The 16,195-nt window shown below is 39.5% G+C and carries 11 protein-coding genes and 1 tRNA gene; 7 read left to right on the top strand and 5 right to left on the bottom strand.

The window, feature by feature from the left end; genetic code table 11:
- Window positions 1–13: 13 nt before the first annotated feature.
- On the bottom strand, window positions 14–1,168 hold the full coding sequence (gene ruvB / locus DSM106972_RS32725) for a Holliday junction branch migration DNA helicase RuvB (RefSeq protein ID WP_127084611.1): 1,155 nt from the start codon (window positions 1,166–1,168) through the stop codon (window positions 14–16).
- A gap of 135 nt (window positions 1,169–1,303) precedes the next feature.
- Here ruvB and hisF point away from each other — a divergent pair, with 135 nt between their 5' ends.
- From hisF to DSM106972_RS32710, 3 genes are all read left to right on the top strand, one after another.
- Window positions 1,304–2,071, top strand: coding sequence for an imidazole glycerol phosphate synthase subunit HisF (hisF, locus tag DSM106972_RS32720; protein ID WP_127084610.1), 768 nt, complete (start codon window positions 1,304–1,306; stop codon window positions 2,069–2,071).
- Between the two features lie 103 nt (window positions 2,072–2,174).
- Entirely contained in the window at window positions 2,175–2,363 is a 189-nt protein-coding gene (locus DSM106972_RS32715; protein WP_073622738.1) for a hypothetical protein, read from the top strand.
- 154 nt (window positions 2,364–2,517) lie between these two features.
- Window positions 2,518–2,590: transfer RNA gene (locus DSM106972_RS32710), tRNA-Ala, on the top strand.
- Window positions 2,591–3,404: 814 nt separating this feature from the next.
- Here DSM106972_RS32710 and DSM106972_RS32705 read toward each other — a convergent pair.
- From DSM106972_RS32705 to DSM106972_RS32690, 4 genes are all read right to left on the bottom strand, one after another.
- Window positions 3,405–4,241: an SWIM zinc finger family protein gene (locus DSM106972_RS32705; protein WP_127084609.1), complete on the bottom strand. Its 837-nt coding sequence runs from the start codon at window positions 4,239–4,241 to the stop codon at window positions 3,405–3,407.
- A 3-nt stretch (window positions 4,242–4,244) separates the two neighbouring features.
- Complete coding sequence (locus DSM106972_RS32700; protein ID WP_127084608.1) at window positions 4,245–7,397, bottom strand: DEAD/DEAH box helicase; 3,153 nt, start codon at window positions 7,395–7,397, stop codon at window positions 4,245–4,247.
- Between the two features lie 169 nt (window positions 7,398–7,566).
- Window positions 7,567–8,082: an HMA2 domain-containing protein gene (locus tag DSM106972_RS32695; RefSeq protein WP_127084607.1), complete on the bottom strand. Its 516-nt coding sequence runs from the start codon at window positions 8,080–8,082 to the stop codon at window positions 7,567–7,569.
- A gap of 134 nt (window positions 8,083–8,216) precedes the next feature.
- Window positions 8,217–9,455, bottom strand: a complete 1,239-nt coding sequence (locus DSM106972_RS32690) for an LL-diaminopimelate aminotransferase (protein ID WP_127084606.1) — start codon at window positions 9,453–9,455, stop codon at window positions 8,217–8,219.
- Between the two features lie 524 nt (window positions 9,456–9,979).
- On the opposite strand from DSM106972_RS32690, the gene DSM106972_RS32685 reads away from it, so the two are divergent.
- From DSM106972_RS32685 to DSM106972_RS51055, 4 genes are all read left to right on the top strand, one after another.
- Complete coding sequence (locus DSM106972_RS32685; protein ID WP_127084605.1) at window positions 9,980–11,131, top strand: prenyltransferase/squalene oxidase repeat-containing protein; 1,152 nt, start codon at window positions 9,980–9,982, stop codon at window positions 11,129–11,131.
- Window positions 11,128–11,886 carry a WecB/TagA/CpsF family glycosyltransferase gene (locus tag DSM106972_RS32680; RefSeq protein ID WP_127084604.1) on the top strand — a complete coding sequence of 253 codons (759 nt, stop codon included), beginning with the start codon at window positions 11,128–11,130 and terminating at the stop codon, window positions 11,884–11,886. The genes DSM106972_RS32685 and DSM106972_RS32680 overlap by 4 nt, the downstream gene beginning before the upstream one ends.
- 52 nt (window positions 11,887–11,938) lie before the next feature.
- Window positions 11,939–13,141, top strand: coding sequence for an FAD-dependent monooxygenase (locus tag DSM106972_RS32675; RefSeq protein ID WP_127084603.1), 1,203 nt, complete (start codon window positions 11,939–11,941; stop codon window positions 13,139–13,141).
- 452 nt (window positions 13,142–13,593) lie between these two features.
- Window positions 13,594–16,140 (top strand): DUF7925 domain-containing protein, encoded by a 2,547-nt coding sequence (locus tag DSM106972_RS51055; protein ID WP_145837664.1) that lies wholly within the window; start codon window positions 13,594–13,596, stop codon window positions 16,138–16,140.
- Window positions 16,141–16,195 lie beyond the last annotated feature (55 nt).

Genomic DNA, 16,195 nt, shown 5'->3' with positions numbered 1-16,195 from the left:
TCCTCCACCCAACCTACAGAAGGGATAGCTGTTCTGAGGATGAACCTTGTTTAAAGCCCATGTGTTTGTATGCTGCTTGTGTGGCTGTTCTGCCGCGTGGTGTTCGGCTTAAGTAACCTATTTGCATGAGGTATGGTTCGTATACTTCTTCTATTGTTTGTGTATCTTCGCCTGTTGCAGCTGCTATTGTTTCTATTCCAACTGGGCCTCCGTTAAATTGTTCAATTATTACACTCAACATTTTACGGTCTGTCCAGTCTAAGCCACATGGGTCTACTTGAAATAGTTCGAGTGCTTCGGCTGCGACAACTTTTGTTATTTCACCACATTCTTTTACTTCCGCATAATCACGTACACGTCTTAGTAATCTATTGGCTATACGTGGTGTTCCACGCGCACGACGAGCGACTTCTTGTGCGCCTTCAGAGTTTATGGGAGTGTTAAGTAGTTGAGCGCTACGGATAACTATTTTGCTAAGTTCTTCTGGTTCATAGAAGCGCAGTTTTTGCACTAAACCAAATCTATCGCGAAGTGGTGAGGTTAATGCTCCGACTCTTGTTGTGGCGCCGACTAAAGTAAATTTTACTAGGGGTATACTGCGAGTTTTAGCGGTTGTACCTTTACCAACAGTGATATCAAGGCGATAATCTTCCATCGCTGGGTATAAAATTTCTTCAGCCATTCGCGATAAACGGTGAATTTCATCGATAAATAATACATCGCCAGGTTTTAAGCCAATTAGCAATCCTGCAATATCACGGGGACGCTCTAAAGCAGGTGCGCTGGTAATTTTACAGCCAACGCCCATTTCTGATGCCAGTATCATCGCCATCGTAGTTTTACCAAGTCCAGGTGGCCCATATAGTAATAAATGGTCGAGAACTTCGTTACGTGATTTTGCTGCTTTAATTGCTATTTCTAATACATCTTTTAAATCTTTTTGACCGATATAGTCACTAAAGCGATGTGGACGAATACTATCTTCTTGTTTGCCTTGTTCGTCTACTTTTGCTTCGGGTTGCAATAGAGCATTTTCTGTTGACACCTCGGATGGCGCCAACGATGGTGTTTGCTCTGATGCTTTTTTGGACTCCCTTGGACGTTTTTGGCGTTTTGGTTGTGGCTCGTCAGGGTTCTGTGACTGTTGTCTTGAGGAGATGATAGCCATAGTACGGTTGGTGGTCAGTAACTTGATGGTTGGGAATGAGAATTTAAAATAATTTTTTTTTGTGGTAGCTCGTCACTTTAAAATTTATTTACAATTTTAAGTCGGGCAAATACGTTCGGAGTGTAAAAAATTCTCATGCTAGCTAAAAGGATTCTACCGTGTCTGGATGTCAAAGCGGGACGAGTTGTGAAAGGAGTTAACTTTGTCAACCTCAAAGATGCGGGTGACCCCGTGGAACTAGCGAAGGTCTACAACGAGGCAGGCGCCGATGAGTTAGTGTTTCTTGATATTACAGCGACTCATGAAGATAGAGGCACAATTATTGATGTTGTTTACCGAACCGCAGAGCAGGTATTTATTCCTCTAACTGTAGGTGGTGGTATTCAATCCTTAGAAAATGTTAAAAATTTGTTACGAGCGGGGGCGGATAAGGTTAGTATTAATTCTGCGGCAGTACGCGACCCTGATTTTATCAATCGTGCTAGTGACCGTTTCGGTAATCAGTGCATAGTAGTTGCAATCGATGCCCGAAGGAGGCAAAGCTCAGAAAACCCAGGTTGGGATGTTTATGTGAGGGGTGGCAGAGAAAATACAGGTATTGATGCTCTCACTTGGGCACAAGAACTTGAAAAACGTGGCGCCGGGGAATTATTAATTACAAGTATGGACGCTGATGGCACCCAAGCAGGTTACGACTTAGAGCTTACCCGTGCTATCGCGACTAGAGTCCAAATTCCTGTTGTTGCCTCTGGTGGCGCCGGAACTTGCGAACACATCCACCAAGCACTAACCGAGGGTAAAGCCGAAGCTGCCTTACTAGCATCACTTTTACATTACGGACAACTAACTGTAAGCCAAATCAAAAATTATCTCAACGACAATAAAGTTCCCATCCGAATGTAGTCCTGGTATCTTGCTTAAAATCTAACCACCACAGCGTGGTTAGACACACTTATCGAAATTAGTGTTAAGCTTGATGAAGAAGAAATAACTTTTATTAAGAAAAATGTTAATACCTATATTAATTTTTGATGTAGCGCTGGTTGCCTGGTCGCTACACCTTATGGAAAAAGCAGTAGAACACAAGGAATTTTCCCTAATGCTAGCTGGAGGGCTGGTAGCAATGGCTGCCGCAGGAATGCTCGTTGTTTACTTCTTAATGGGTCACTGCATGACCTATCTGCTACAACTGTAAATGCGTAATCATATCTAAATATTCTTATATAAATATTTATTGTCAGTGCGATTAATTATTCTCATCCAACACATAAGGCATCAACATAACTGAGATTTTAAGTCGCATTTTATTGACATCAGAGCAAATATTTAAGGTATAATGAAAAAATTACGGGGTCATAGCTCAGTTGGTAGAGCGCTACAATGGCATTGTAGAGGTCAGCGGTTCGATCCCGCTTGGCTCCACTTTTATTTAACTTCTATGTCATGCTGACGAAGGAAGCATCTTCACCCGTTGATATAAAACGGGAAGAGAATGCACGTCCTTTGATTTTGAGAAAATTTAATTTTTGGAAGCCCGCTTAGAAAAGCACTAATCGATATTAACGTTGGTAAGACGAGCAGCAGCCCAATGTAATTTTAGCAGATTGTCCGGCGCCAGTAGCCATACCTAGTCCCAAGCTTTCCCAAGTGCCGCTATCTACTGGATTTTCACCAGTTACGGTGCGGTAGAACTCAACCGAATGCTCTAGGTTTGATACTTCAATACCAAAATGGTTAAGAGGTTTTTGATTTGAATAGCTTAATATTTGAGGCTATTTTAATGATTATGAGTATTAATAAACCTAGGAACAGGCAACTACGCTACCTAAACCATCATTGGGTCAATCGCTTTAAGTATCAAATGATAATTCAATGCAAAATAGAGTAAAAATCTTTAAGATGCTTCGTTCCTCAGCATGACAGTTGAAGATGCTACCCTGCGGGAAAACTGCGTTAACGTTCCTCAGCATGACAGTTGAAGATGTTACCCTGCGGGAAAACTGCGTTAACGTTTATCAGCATGATAGTTGAAGATGCTACCCTGCGGGAAAACTGCGTTAACGTTTATCAGCATGACAGTTGAAGATGTTACCCTGCGGGAAAACTGCGTTAACGTTTATCAGCATGACAGTTGAAGATGCTACCCTGCGGGAAAACTGCGTTAACGTTCCTCAGCATGACAATTAATAAAATAACCTATCCGTTACATCCGTTTATAATCCGTTGCCAGGTGGTTTTAAATCAAATTTTGTTTATTCTTTACCCGTTTATATAATTCCTCCATCGTTTCGATAAATGAGTTATCTTTGTGCCAAAAAGGAGGAAAATCACCTTGCTTTTTAATGACAATTGCAGAAACACTGCTGCTTGCTTTAATGTCAATAGTTTGCGGTAATCGCTTAGTACCTAGCCAAAATTCCCGAATGCTTGGTTTTTCATTAATTACTTGCTTTTCTAGTTTGGTGTAGAGCGAAGCTGAAGCTTCGATTACGAACTCTTTCACATTTAATTCTTCGGACAAGACTTTTCCTAAAGGTGTTTTCGCTAGCTTTTCTTGCAGTTCAGTTTTTGACAATCCTCGCAGTTCAAATAAGAGAAATGGGTTTTCGTCTAGTTGAGAAGCAACTAAATAATATACTCCAGCTATGTGTTTACAGGGATTAGCAGAATCTGGACAGGAACATCTGGTTTTAAAGTCTCTATCGCTATATGGCAATAAATGCAACCCTAAATTAGAAAAAGTATCTTCGATGTTTTCTGGGACTTCATTTAGCATCAATCTAGAAACAATGCTTGCTTTGGATGATATTTGTTTGATAACTTCGTTCCAACGAGCTTTTGCAATGGGTGTAATTTCGATAGTAATGTTGTACGTTGGTTCTTTATAAACACCAAAATAAGGATTTACTGAACCTCTCACTTTTGCTGTGATTTTATTACTATCTATCTCGAAGCTCTTAACCTTGCCTCCACTCGCATAAGAGCGACCACGTTGCAATCTACCTGAATCGGTAAATGATTCTAGCGCATCAATAAAACGTGTACCCCACCAAGTTCGCGAAAATTTACTCATATTCTACTCCAATAGCGCGCTTTTATTTAATGCAATTAGTTGTTTAAATGCTTCGTTATCTAATTCAGTCAACCAAGACTCATCACTACCCACTACCGCAGAAGATAGTTTCTTTTTATCTTCTATCATCGAATCTATTTTTTCTTCTAATGTGCCTATTGCTACAAACTTATGCACAAAAACATTCTTTTTTTGACCTATCCGAAATGCTCTGTCGGTTGCTTGGTCTTCTACTGCTGGGTTCCACCAACGGTCATAATGAAAAACATGGTTTGCTTTGGTTAGTGTAATTCCAACTCCTCCTGCTTTGAGCGAAAGTATAAATACTGATGGTTCTGTCTCTGGGTCTTGAAATTCTGCTATCATTTTTTCTCGACGCTGGCGCCCTGTTCCCCCATGTAAATAGTACGTGTTACAATGAATTGCCTGTTTAATGCGTTTTTCTAAGGCTTCACATATATCTGTAAATTGGCTGAATATTAGCAAGCTTTCACCTTCTGCGATAGCTTCTTCTACCATTTCTGCTAAACGACTTAGTTTATGCGAACGTTCTGGTAAAAATTCACTGCCATCTTGTAAAAATTGTGCTGGGTGATTACAAATTTGCTTCAACTTCATTAATGTTGCTAGTATCAAACCTTTACGTTCAATACCTTCTATATTCTCGATTTTATCTTCTACATCTTTAACAACTGCCTCATATAATGAAGCTTGTTCTTTGGTTAAATTCGTATAAAGCTTTTGTTCGACTTTATCGGGTAAATCGTTGATAATTGATGTATCTGTCTTCACTCTCCGTAATATTAAGGGTTCTACTAGCTTTTTTAAAGTAGTAGATTTTACTTTGCTATTGTCTTTTTGAATTGGAATCTCGAACGATTTCCGAAACTGTGCTTCTTTACCTAAATATCCTGGGTTCAAAAAGTTAAAAATTGACCATAAGTCTAATAATCTATTTTCTACAGGTGTTCCTGTTAAAGCTAAACGATGTTTGGCATGAAGTTTTAAAATGGCTTTAGTTTGTGCAGCTTTGGGATTTTTGATATTTTGTGCTTCATCCAGTACAACTCGCTGCCATTCAAACCCACTTAATAACTTTTCATCTTTACGCGCGAGGGTAAACGAAGTAATTACAACATCGTACTGTAAACACAGAGTTTTGAATACCTCATGTTGATTACGACTGGCGCCGTGATGTACCATAACTTTAAGATGTGGAGCAAACTTTGCAATTTCTCGCTGCCAATTTCCTACAACTGAAGTTGGAGCAATTAATAATGTGGGTAACAAGCTCTTACTACCATTACTATTTTCCCGTTCTTGAATAAGTCGTGCAATTACTTGCAAAGACTTGCCAAGTCCCATATCATCGGCAAGACAACCATTTAATCCTAAATTTTCTAAATAACTTAACCACGATACACCCCGCTTTTGATATTCGCGTAAAGTTCCTTGGAGTTGCGCTAAATCAGAAATTGGTTCAAACTTACTTTTATCATGTAATTTAGACATCATCGACGATAAAAACTCGTCGTGTTCAACTTCCCAATCATCTTCTTGTGCTGTACGCTGTAAAAACTCCAGCATCGTCATTTCTGGTTTCTCATCACCATGAGATTGCCAAAACTCCAAAAATTGCTGCATTTTATCTCTATCGAGTTCCATCCACTGACCACGGAAATGCACCAAAGGTGTTTTAGCGTTAACTAATTGCTCCCATTCTTGGGGTGTAACTTGCTGCTCCCCTATTGCCAGTTGATACTCATATTGCACTAGTGAGTCAAAGCTAAAATATCCTTTATTATCAACTTTACTCGCAGACTTTCCTTTATTTGATGCTTTAAGGCGAATTTTAGCACGTCGGCGCCCAGCGGGAGTATACCAAGCAGGTACAATCACCTTAAAACCAGCATCTTCCAACACCCACGCACTTTCTTTGAGAAAATCAAACGCTTCTTCTAAACTTACTCGTAGTTGACATGGATATTCTGTTTCCATACCCTGCCATAATTTAGGATACATACGTGCAGCATATCCTAAGTTCAGCAGTACATTAGTTTCAAAATTTTCGCCAAACTTTTTACTAACGTTTGTTTTGTCTTTCGGACTCATCGACCAATATTCAGAAAGCGCTAATTTTAACGAAGGGTCTTTTTTATCAGCGACTAAAAACTGAATATACCAATCATCAATTGTATCAGGATGGGCAGAATGTAACTGGAAGCTTATATTGAACGAAGCATCATGAGAAGTACGAGTTATTTTTTGCCTCCATACCGACCACTGCTTAAACTCCTCCAAACTCGCATCGCTTTTTAACGGGTTATATTTATGAGCATAAAAACAGTAATTAACGAAAGAATCATCAATTTGCTTATCAAATGCAACCGTAGAAGGGGTGTGAGTAACGATATCATGAAGCAAATACTCACTAAAGTGCCGCAATAAGCTTTCTCTCTCAAAAAAATGCACATCCTCGTAATGTGGTACCTCAGTACCACTAACACAAATCAATGGCATGTACTCAACATACCTTTTCAAATTACTCTCATACTCCTCAGAAATAATCTCCCAAGTAGCGTAAATTTCAAAAGTGCTTTTCGCTCGCTGTCGATATTTCAAAGCAGGAATATAATGGTCTTTTAAAATAACCTGCTTAAAAGCTTGGGTATAGTGGTACCAAAATAGTAAATCTGAACCAAGCTGAATATCACTTGTATTATATAGTGCTAAAAAGTGAATCTCATTAAGAAGTTGACCAATGTTAACAGTATCCGAGTACTTGGCGCCGACTTTAACAGAAACTACAGTCTTATAACAATCAACCTGCCAATATTTAAAACTATCATATTCTAAAATATCAGCTTCTTCCAAATATCTTGTCATTTCTGGAGAAGGAAGCGGCGTATTTTGAGCAGTTGGTAACGCAAAATATTTAGGAGAGATACGTTGACTAAGAGTTGTGACTGTCTCTTTTATACCTACATCTTGTATCAAAAAATTTACTAATTCATCTTTTGATAAATGACCTGGATGGATATTCTTATTCGTTTTAGCTTGGGTTTTAATAGGAGTTTCAACCCACAGGTAAAACGAACCTGCTTGAATAAATTCCGTAGAAGCATCAGGTATCCAAGTGCCGTGAATAACTTTCATAGCTAACGCTCAGGATTATCACGCTTTAAAGGTTAGCATTACTCTACCAAACAACATGTACCTAATATCCAACTATTAAATAATATAAATTTATTTAAATATGGCGCCTGTTTCTAGTATGTATAGGACATTTGAATTATTGTCATGCTGAACTCAGCATGACAAGCATTTATATAACTTGCTGGTTAAAATTAAGTTTAACGAAAGTTTCAAATGCGAAGTAAATCAAAAGGTACCAAGGCATTAACTCTAATTGGAGTCCGTAAACTTGCAGTTGCATAAGGCCTAGTGCAAATAATCCAAGCGGTAATACGAATCGTAAGTCCACAAGACCGTTGGTTAATTGGCGAATTTCTTGATTCAAATTATAAATAGCGCTGGGTAAATCTGAACCTTCTTTCTCATCGTTCACTTGTACTAACTCACTAGCGCCTGTAACATCAGCAAAAACAATGCCCAGGTTTTTCATAATATCCTTAATAGCCTCAAGGGCATGTTCGTGGGTATCGTGATGAACAAGGATGCTGCCCGTTTTATGGTTGTATTCGACGCTGTTAATAAAGCGTGGCGCTTGTAAACTTGTACTAATGCGTTCCATTTCTTCCTGGTTACGACGTTTATTTGATACCCTTAATCTTGTTCTACCAGGAGTGGTACTGACTACTTGTGTGTGATGTGTAGACATGATACTGGTTGATGTCTATTGTTGGTGTAGTAATATTTTGTTTGAATTAGTTTTTATTGTAATCTTCGTATGGGAAGAATTTTGTCATATATCTTAATGTAGAGACGCGATAAATCGCGTCTCTACATTTTTTATTATGTGATTGGGAATTTTTCGGTGATGCGTTTCATTGCTTCTTCAACGTTAGCACGGCTGTTGAATGCAGAAATGCGGAAGTATCCTTCACCTGCGGCGCCAAAACCGGAACCTGGTGTTCCTACAACGTTGCACGTGTGCAGCAATTTGTCGAAAAAGTCCCAGCTTGATAGGCTATTGGGTGTTTTTACCCAAACGTAAGGTGCATTTACACCTCCGTATACAGAAATACCAGCTTCTGTGAGTTTCTCACGGATGATTTTTGCGTTCTCCATGTAGAAATCTATCAATGCTTTGGTTTGGGCTTTGCCTTCTTCTGAATATACTGCTTCGGCGCCTCGCTGTACTATATAAGATACGCCATTAAATTTGGTAGACTGGCGCCTGTTCCAAAGTTTCCATATTTCTACACTGGAACCGTCGGCAGAAGAACCTGTTAATGTTTTGGGTACAACGGTTAAGGCACATCGCGTTCCTGTGAAACCTGCATTTTTGGAGAATGACCGAAATTCTATCGCACAATCACGGGCGCCTTCTATTTCATAAATAGAATGAGGAATATCTGGATCACTAATAAATGCTTCGTAAGCTGCATCGAAGAATATTATCGAACCGTTACTACGTGCGTAGTCAACCCAAGCTTTGAGATGCTCTTTACTTGCTGTGGCGCCTGTCGGATTATTAGGGAAGCAAAGATAAATCAAATCAACTTTCTGTGAGGGAATTTCAGCAGTAAAGTTATTGTCGGCAGAAATAGGTAGATAAACTAAACCGCCATACTCACCTTTTTCGTTCACATCCCCCGTATGACCCGCCATTACATTAGTATCTACGTATACAGGATATACTGGGTCTGTAACTGCAATGGTATTATTATTGCCAAAAATATCTAAGATATTACCGCAGTCACATTTAGAACCATCCGAAATAAAAATCTCCGAAGCATCAACATCACACCCACGAGATTGAAAATCGTGCTTGGCAATTTTCTCGCGTAACCAAGCATAACCTTGTTCAGGCCCGTATCCTTTAAAATCGTCTCGATTTCCCATGTCCTCAACTGCTTTAATCATCGCAGTTCGACAAGCTTCGGGCAATGGTTCGGTAACGTCACCTATTCCTAATCGAATAACTTTAGCATTAGCATTGGTTTCTGCAAATGCATTCACCCGACGTGCAATCTCTGGAAACAGGTAGCCAGCTTTGAGCTTGAGATAATTATCGTTAATCGTTGCCATGTTAAATAGCTAAAACACCTTAAGAAATCAAGTTTACCGTGCTTCGCAATTCTGTGCTTACCAAAAAGTAAGTTGAGTTTCAATTCTATTTCGTTTTATCCAATTTACGGAATTGTTGAATGTGTAACAAATATAACACAAAACACTACACCAAAAATTAAATCTGTCTAGAGAAAACTATGTAAAGATTTATACATAAGTTCATAGTATCTTTATGAAATTTGTCAAAGATTAAATATATATATAGTTACAGGTCTTAAATGCGGAGACAAAAAGCTGATTTAGTGGATAACTATTATAAAATACTTACCTAAATCGTTTTATCCGACATATATTCTATTAAGACTATTGTTGTCAATAATCATAAGTATAAATAATTATAGATGAATAAAAACATGATTTTTTAAATTAAACAGGACTTACGCTAAGAAACCAGGTTTCTACGCGAAATAGTTATTTTTTTACAAGATTTCAACAAAGAAACCTGGTTTCTAAGATTTACATTCATTAATTTGGTAACGTTTATGGTTTTAAAAAAGTCTGAACCCGCAATTAATCAACAATTAGCTCTTATACAATGTTTTGCAACTAAGGCAACGCAAGATATGTTTGCGACTTTGCCAGTTATTGACGAACCGCAAAAACATTTGAGTGCTGCGGTCAGTTGGCTAAAACGCGCGCACGACATATCGCTTGATGATGGAGTTAGTTGGGGTTATTCGCTTAAAGGTGGTTGGCGAACATCTTATCGTGAAACATCTGGTTATATAGCTGTGACGTTTTTTAATCTTGCACAGCAGTTAAACGATAATGACTCATGGGACAGAGCAGTCAAAATAGCTAGGTGGTTGTGTGACATACAAAATTCCGACGGTTCTGTATCTAATACACGGTATAGTTCTGAAGGAATAGTCTTTGATACAGGTCAAGTTTTATTAGGATATGTACGAGCTTATCAAGAAACGCAAGAACTATGCTTTTTACAAGCAGCAGAACGCGCTTCTGACTGGCTGGTTAGGGTTGCAGACAGTAGTGGACGCTGGACTCGTAATACTCATTTAGGTATACCCCATGTTTATAATACGCGCGTAGCATGGGCGCTTTTGGAGTTAAATGCTTTAAAATCAAAGCCAGAATATTTGCAAGTCGCTTATGCAAATTTAGACTGGGGACTTAGCCAACAAAAAAATGGATGGTTTGACCAATGTGCTTTTACCGCAGATGCAGCTCCATTTACTCATAATATTGTTTACGCTCTTAGAGGTTTATTTGAATCAGGAATAATTCAGAAAGAACAGAAATATATTGACGCGGCAATTCTTGGTTCAGAAGCGATGTTGGCAAAAATGCACTCGAATGGTTTCATTCCAGGTCAAATTGACAGTAGTGGTAAATCAGACGAAAGCTATTGCTGCTTAACAGGCAACTGTCAGATGGCAGTTTTGTGGCTAAAACTATTTGAGCTTAAAGGAGATAGACGTTATTACCAAGCAGCTTTGACCAGTTTGCAATATGTTATGTCTTGTCAAGACATTCAAACATCAGATTTAAATATTCGGGGTGGAATCAAGGGTTCGCAACCAATTTGGGGTAAATACACACGTTTATCTTATCCAAATTGGGCAACCAAGTTTTTTATTGATGGTTTACTAATGTTAATAAAAACAAATGTATGAATCGAATTAAGTTATTGAACTGTTTTTACGATACTGTTACTTTTGATGAAACTTTGGACTGGGCAAGTGAATGGATTAAGAACGAGAAGCAAGGATATATTGCCACTGTCAATGTGGCTATATCAATCATGATGCGTTCAAATCATTACTTGCGAAATTTTATTAATAATGCATCATTAGTGGTGGCTGACGGTCAACCAATAGTCTGGGCATCAAGATTGTTTGCTCTGCCCATACCCGAACGAGTCACAGGAGTCGATTTGGTAGAGGGATTAGCAGTAGTTGCCAGTAAAGAGGATTTTCATGTCTTCTTGCTTGGAGCAGAGCCAGAAGTTATTGAGACTGTAGTCAAAAAACTACAGCAAAAGTACAACAGATTAAATATTTGTGGCTTTCATCATGGATATTTTTCTAATAGCGAAACACCAAAAATTGTCGAAGCTATCAAGCAGAGTCAAGCCCAAATTCTAATTGTTGGAATGGGTGTTCCTCGACAAGAAAATTTCATTCAAGAGAATTTTTCACAATTGGGAGTCAATCTAGCAATTGGTGTTGGTGGGACTTTTCAAGTGATTGCTGGTACGAAAAGAAGGGCGCCTTTGTGGATGCAGCAAGTTGGATTGGAATGGTTTTATCGATTACTCCAAGAACCTGGTAGATTGTGGAAACGCTATTTAGTCACCAATTCACAGTTCCTTTTTTACTTGGCACTTGAAATACTAGGGATAAATATTCACCAAAGGCGTGACTCTTAGTATGATTAAATAAAGAAACCAGGTTTCTAGGTTTCTATAAGGAGATGCAGTAATGCCGCAAGTCGTAATTGTAGGGGCAGGTCCAACTGGCACCTCACTGGCTTTACTTTTAGCCAAACGTGGCATTACTGTATCATTAGTCGAAGCCACTACAGATTTTCATCGAGTGTTTCGTGGTGAGGGGTTAATGCCTAGTGGACTAGATGCCCTCAAACAGATGGGTTTATCTGAGATACTACAGCAAATACCGCACCGAGAATTTAGCGCTTGGGAAGTTATTTTAGGCAAAAAAACACTCTTTCGTGTTGCTGAACCGATGGAGCCGAACTTTCCACCATGTACATTAGTATCACAACCACCTTTACTAACAGCTTTAATTGAACAAGCTCAAGCATATCCTGAGTTTGAGTTTATTCAAGGAGTTCCAGTTAAAGATTTATTACGAGTTGATGACCGGGTAGCAGGTGTCAAACTTGCAGATGGTAGAGAGATTTTTGCCTCGATTACAATTGGAGCAGATGGTCGTAACTCGGTTATACGTCAACGTGCGGGTTTACATTTAGAAAAGCAACCCAAAGATATAGATATTCTTTGGTTTAAACTTGCCGATAGTCCCAAGTTTATATCCGAAAATATATTTTACGCTGTTTCTAACGGAGATAGAAGCTTTGGTCTTTTTCATGGAGCAGAAGAAGGTAAGTTACATTTGTCTTGGATATTGTTTCCGCAAGATGAAATCGATCAAAAACCTGCACAATGGGCGCCTCTAATCGCTTCAGTGGCGCCAGCTTGGATGGCAGGACATATTATAAACCACGCAGAAACTATCGAGAGACCAATTAAATTATCGGTGGTAGTCGGTCGTTGTCCTTCTTGGTATGCACCTGGTGTAATACTTCTTGGTGATGCTGCACACCCAATGTCACCTATTCGCGCACAGGGTATTAATGTTGCATTACGCGATGTAATTGTGACAGCTAATTATCTTGTACCATTATTACAAGCCAAAGCTACAGGCGCCGAACTTGATATAGCGCTGGCAAAAATTCAAGCTGAACGTGAACCAGAAATTATCCGCGCACAGCAACTTCAATCTGAAGAAGCAGAGCAAGCAGAAATTTTGCGTAGATACAATCTTTTTCGTCCAATTATGTTTTTTGGCGCCCGCTTATTACGTCAAAGAATTCGTCATAAGTGGGTCAAACGTCAACATGAGATGCGCGTTGGTGTCACTCAAGTTAGTTTAATGGTCTAAGAGATTTCCCTTGCGGTATTGGGACGGGCAAGGATGCCCATCCCACAAGAAATTTTTAAAGATTTTTTAATATTTGTGATATTGTTGATTTATTATTTATTAATATTTATTGAATGTTTAAATTGTTTGCTTTTGATGTTTTGATTTTAAATCAAACAAGTCAAACAAAAAAATATAAATCATACTAAATTTTAAGTATTTACACAGATGGAGTTTGAGTTATTAGGAACTTACATTTGTATTTGACTCAAGTTCCAAAAGAATAAGAGATATAAAGTTTGACGGTAAAACTCAAGCTTTTTTAATTTATTCAGGTAAATAATTGGGATGCATAAATCAAAAATATTATCCATAATATTTGTTGGATATTGTTTTTGAATTATCAAGATTTAATAGTAATCCTGTGCTTTTACCGCAGGATGTAAATTGTTTTATTGATTTCAGTTTCCTTCATGTCACAAACAAAAAACTTTTTCAAACAGCCATCGAAGTTTTATCGTTCGTTGGTAACAACAGTATTAATTGCGAATGGAATATTTCAGTTTGTTTTACCTGCGTTAGCCGAAGGTACAAAAGCGGGAGAATCTATTAGTAACACTGCGACTGCAACCTACGAAGACCCCCTAGACCCAGGTACAAAAATAAATACTACCTCTAACACTGTTGTGGTGACGGTGGCAGAGGTAGCAGGTATCACCGTTACTGCATCGGGCGTTACAGATTTCACTCCAGCAACTCCAGTTTCAGTTGGCGATACAGTTAATTATACCTACACAATTACAAACGTCGGTAATGATGCTACCAAATTGCGTGTTCCCAACTTGGCACGAGTCACTGGTCCAGGTACTGCGGGTAATTTGGAATACAGCATAGATGGTGGTGCAAACTGGATACCAATTTCAGGAAGTGAATTAATCACTAATTCAATTCCTGCTGGTGGTTCGATTCAAGTTCGTGTTCCTGTCACTGTTCAACCTGGCGCCCAAGCTAACGATATTATCAACGTTACACTAGGTGACACGCCTGGTGATGCCCAAAACCAACTCCGCAGTCCTGATGGTGGTGATGTTTACACTGTTGATAACCCCGATGGAACTCCAGGTGATGTTGTAGGCGCCCCTGTAAATGGAGTTCGCGAAGCAAGTGCAACCCAGAAGGCAACAGTTAACCAGTCGCTGAAAACCTATGCATTAGCAACAGTTCTTAAAACCCGTAGTGACTACAACAATGCTGGAACCCCTGCTATTGACGATGATAAATTAACCTATAGCTTGGGAATGCGAGTTGAATTAAATGACCCAACTGGAAACGGTATTACTCCGGCACCACTAGCAGGTACAACAATCAGAGGATTAACAGGTTCGCGTATCTTAGTATCCGATGCGATTCCTGCAGGTACAGAACTTGCCGTAGCTCCTACCCCTCCTCCTGGCTGGCAAGCTGTATATACAACTGACCCAGTTACAATGAACGCTAATGCTGCAACTTGGAGTTTGACACCACCAGCTAACCTTAGCAGCGTTACACGTATTGGTTTTGTGAACGACCCGAATGTTATCACCTCAGTTTCACCTGGACAAACTGTGAATGGCTTTAACATTCAAGTCAAAGTCAAGGCTGGAACTGCGGCGCCATTAACAGTGAACAACATCGCTCAGTTATTTGGTCAAACTTCCGGAGTACCACCCATCGATACGAATACTGATGGTATCCCTGATAACCTGATTTACGATGAATCCGGTGACCAAAACCCTAGTAACTACGATGGTAAGACAATTCCACCCGGTTCAACTGATACAAACAACGATGGTATTCCCGACACACCTTCGACAATTACCGATGGCTTTGTTGACACCCCTGCCGAGCTAACAAATACGGGTACAGATACAGGTAATAATAACAGTGGTACAGGACTTGGAGGTGAAGCTAACAGCTTTGAACCCACAGTACCCGTTCCATCTGCGGTATTGAATGGTCCAGATCGGGCGCCCGATGCAATTGGTCCTACAAGCAACAACGACGACTTCACGAACAAATCTTCGTTTGTACCTACTGATAAAAAACCAGGGGATACAATTGACCCATCACCTGTAGCATTTACCAACACAGTTAAAAATAGTGGTACTGACCCTAGTAGTATTTCATTAATTCCCACACTTCCAGCAAATGCTGCCGATTTACCCGTCAATAGTGTAGTCACAATTACCAACGGTTCCGAATCTAGGTCTTATGTTTGGGATGGTACAGCTTTCAAATTTGATACTGATAAGAACCCAGCAACAACTAACGACCAATCCCCAATCGACCAAACTACTGAATACATCACGATTCCGAATGTTACACCAGGCGCCAGCGTGAACTACGGTGTGGAAATTAATTTACCTCCAGATACCCCATTATCTACCGATACAGGAAAAGGCTTCCCTGTACCCGTGACGGCATTTGTAGATGATGCAACACCTGGTCTGGGTAGTGAAACTGCAAAGAACACCACAATTGATCGTGTATACACTGGCTTCTTGAAGTTGCTGAAAGAATCTCGTGTACTTCCAGGAACTGGGCCTGCTGTTCAAGGGAATGAAGGTACATTCAGTTCTGATCCTAAGAAACCTGCACCTGGAAATATTATTGAGTATCGCATTACCTACACAAATATTTCCGAAGCTCAATCCGGTACTGGTAATGTCATATTGAAAGCTGACAAAGTTGTAATTGTGGAAGATGGAACTCTAAGCACTGTCCCTGGTGATGGTAAGAATAACTGGGCTAAAGACAACGATGTTAATGGTCAAATCGATACTAGCAACATAGTTGGTACAGCAAAAGATACAGGCGCCTCAACAATCCAATTCTACAGCGGTGCAACTGGTACAAACTCTGCAATCGACCAAACTGGTACAACAGCAGATACTGATGTCTCCAAGTACATAAATACTGTGACAGGTATTGTTCAACCTGGTGAGAAGCGCGAATTTATGTTCCAACGCAAAGTGAATTAACCATCTTGTGGGGTGGCTGTCCTCAGCCGCCCGAAAAATCAAATTTTTAATCAAT

This window comes from Dulcicalothrix desertica PCC 7102, from assembly GCF_003991905.1.
Lineage (GTDB): Bacteria > Cyanobacteriota > Cyanobacteriia > Cyanobacteriales > Nostocaceae > Dulcicalothrix > Dulcicalothrix desertica.
The sequence above is the reverse complement of the archived record's forward strand: the minus strand, read 5'-3'. Positions and strand labels throughout refer to the sequence as shown.

Bases quoted from the DNA above. Each gene is read 5' to 3' on its own strand.
- ruvB (WP_127084611.1), bottom strand. From the start codon at position 1,168: ATGGCTATCATCTCCTCAAGACAACAGTCACAGAACCCTGACGAGCCA.
- hisF (WP_127084610.1), top strand. From the start codon at position 1,304: ATGCTAGCTAAAAGGATTCTACCGTGTCTGGATGTCAAAGCGGGACGA.
- DSM106972_RS32715 (WP_073622738.1), top strand. From the start codon at position 2,175: ATGTTAATACCTATATTAATTTTTGATGTAGCGCTGGTTGCCTGGTCG.
- DSM106972_RS32705 (WP_127084609.1), bottom strand. From the start codon at position 4,241: ATGAGTAAATTTTCGCGAACTTGGTGGGGTACACGTTTTATTGATGCG.
- DSM106972_RS32700 (WP_127084608.1), bottom strand. From the start codon at position 7,397: ATGAAAGTTATTCACGGCACTTGGATACCTGATGCTTCTACGGAATTT.
- DSM106972_RS32695 (WP_127084607.1), bottom strand. From the start codon at position 8,082: ATGTCTACACATCACACACAAGTAGTCAGTACCACTCCTGGTAGAACA.
- DSM106972_RS32690 (WP_127084606.1), bottom strand. From the start codon at position 9,455: ATGGCAACGATTAACGATAATTATCTCAAGCTCAAAGCTGGCTACCTG.
- DSM106972_RS32685 (WP_127084605.1), top strand. From the start codon at position 9,980: ATGGTTTTAAAAAAGTCTGAACCCGCAATTAATCAACAATTAGCTCTT.
- DSM106972_RS32680 (WP_127084604.1), top strand. From the start codon at position 11,128: ATGAATCGAATTAAGTTATTGAACTGTTTTTACGATACTGTTACTTTT.
- DSM106972_RS32675 (WP_127084603.1), top strand. From the start codon at position 11,939: ATGCCGCAAGTCGTAATTGTAGGGGCAGGTCCAACTGGCACCTCACTG.
- DSM106972_RS51055 (WP_145837664.1), top strand. From the start codon at position 13,594: ATGTCACAAACAAAAAACTTTTTCAAACAGCCATCGAAGTTTTATCGT.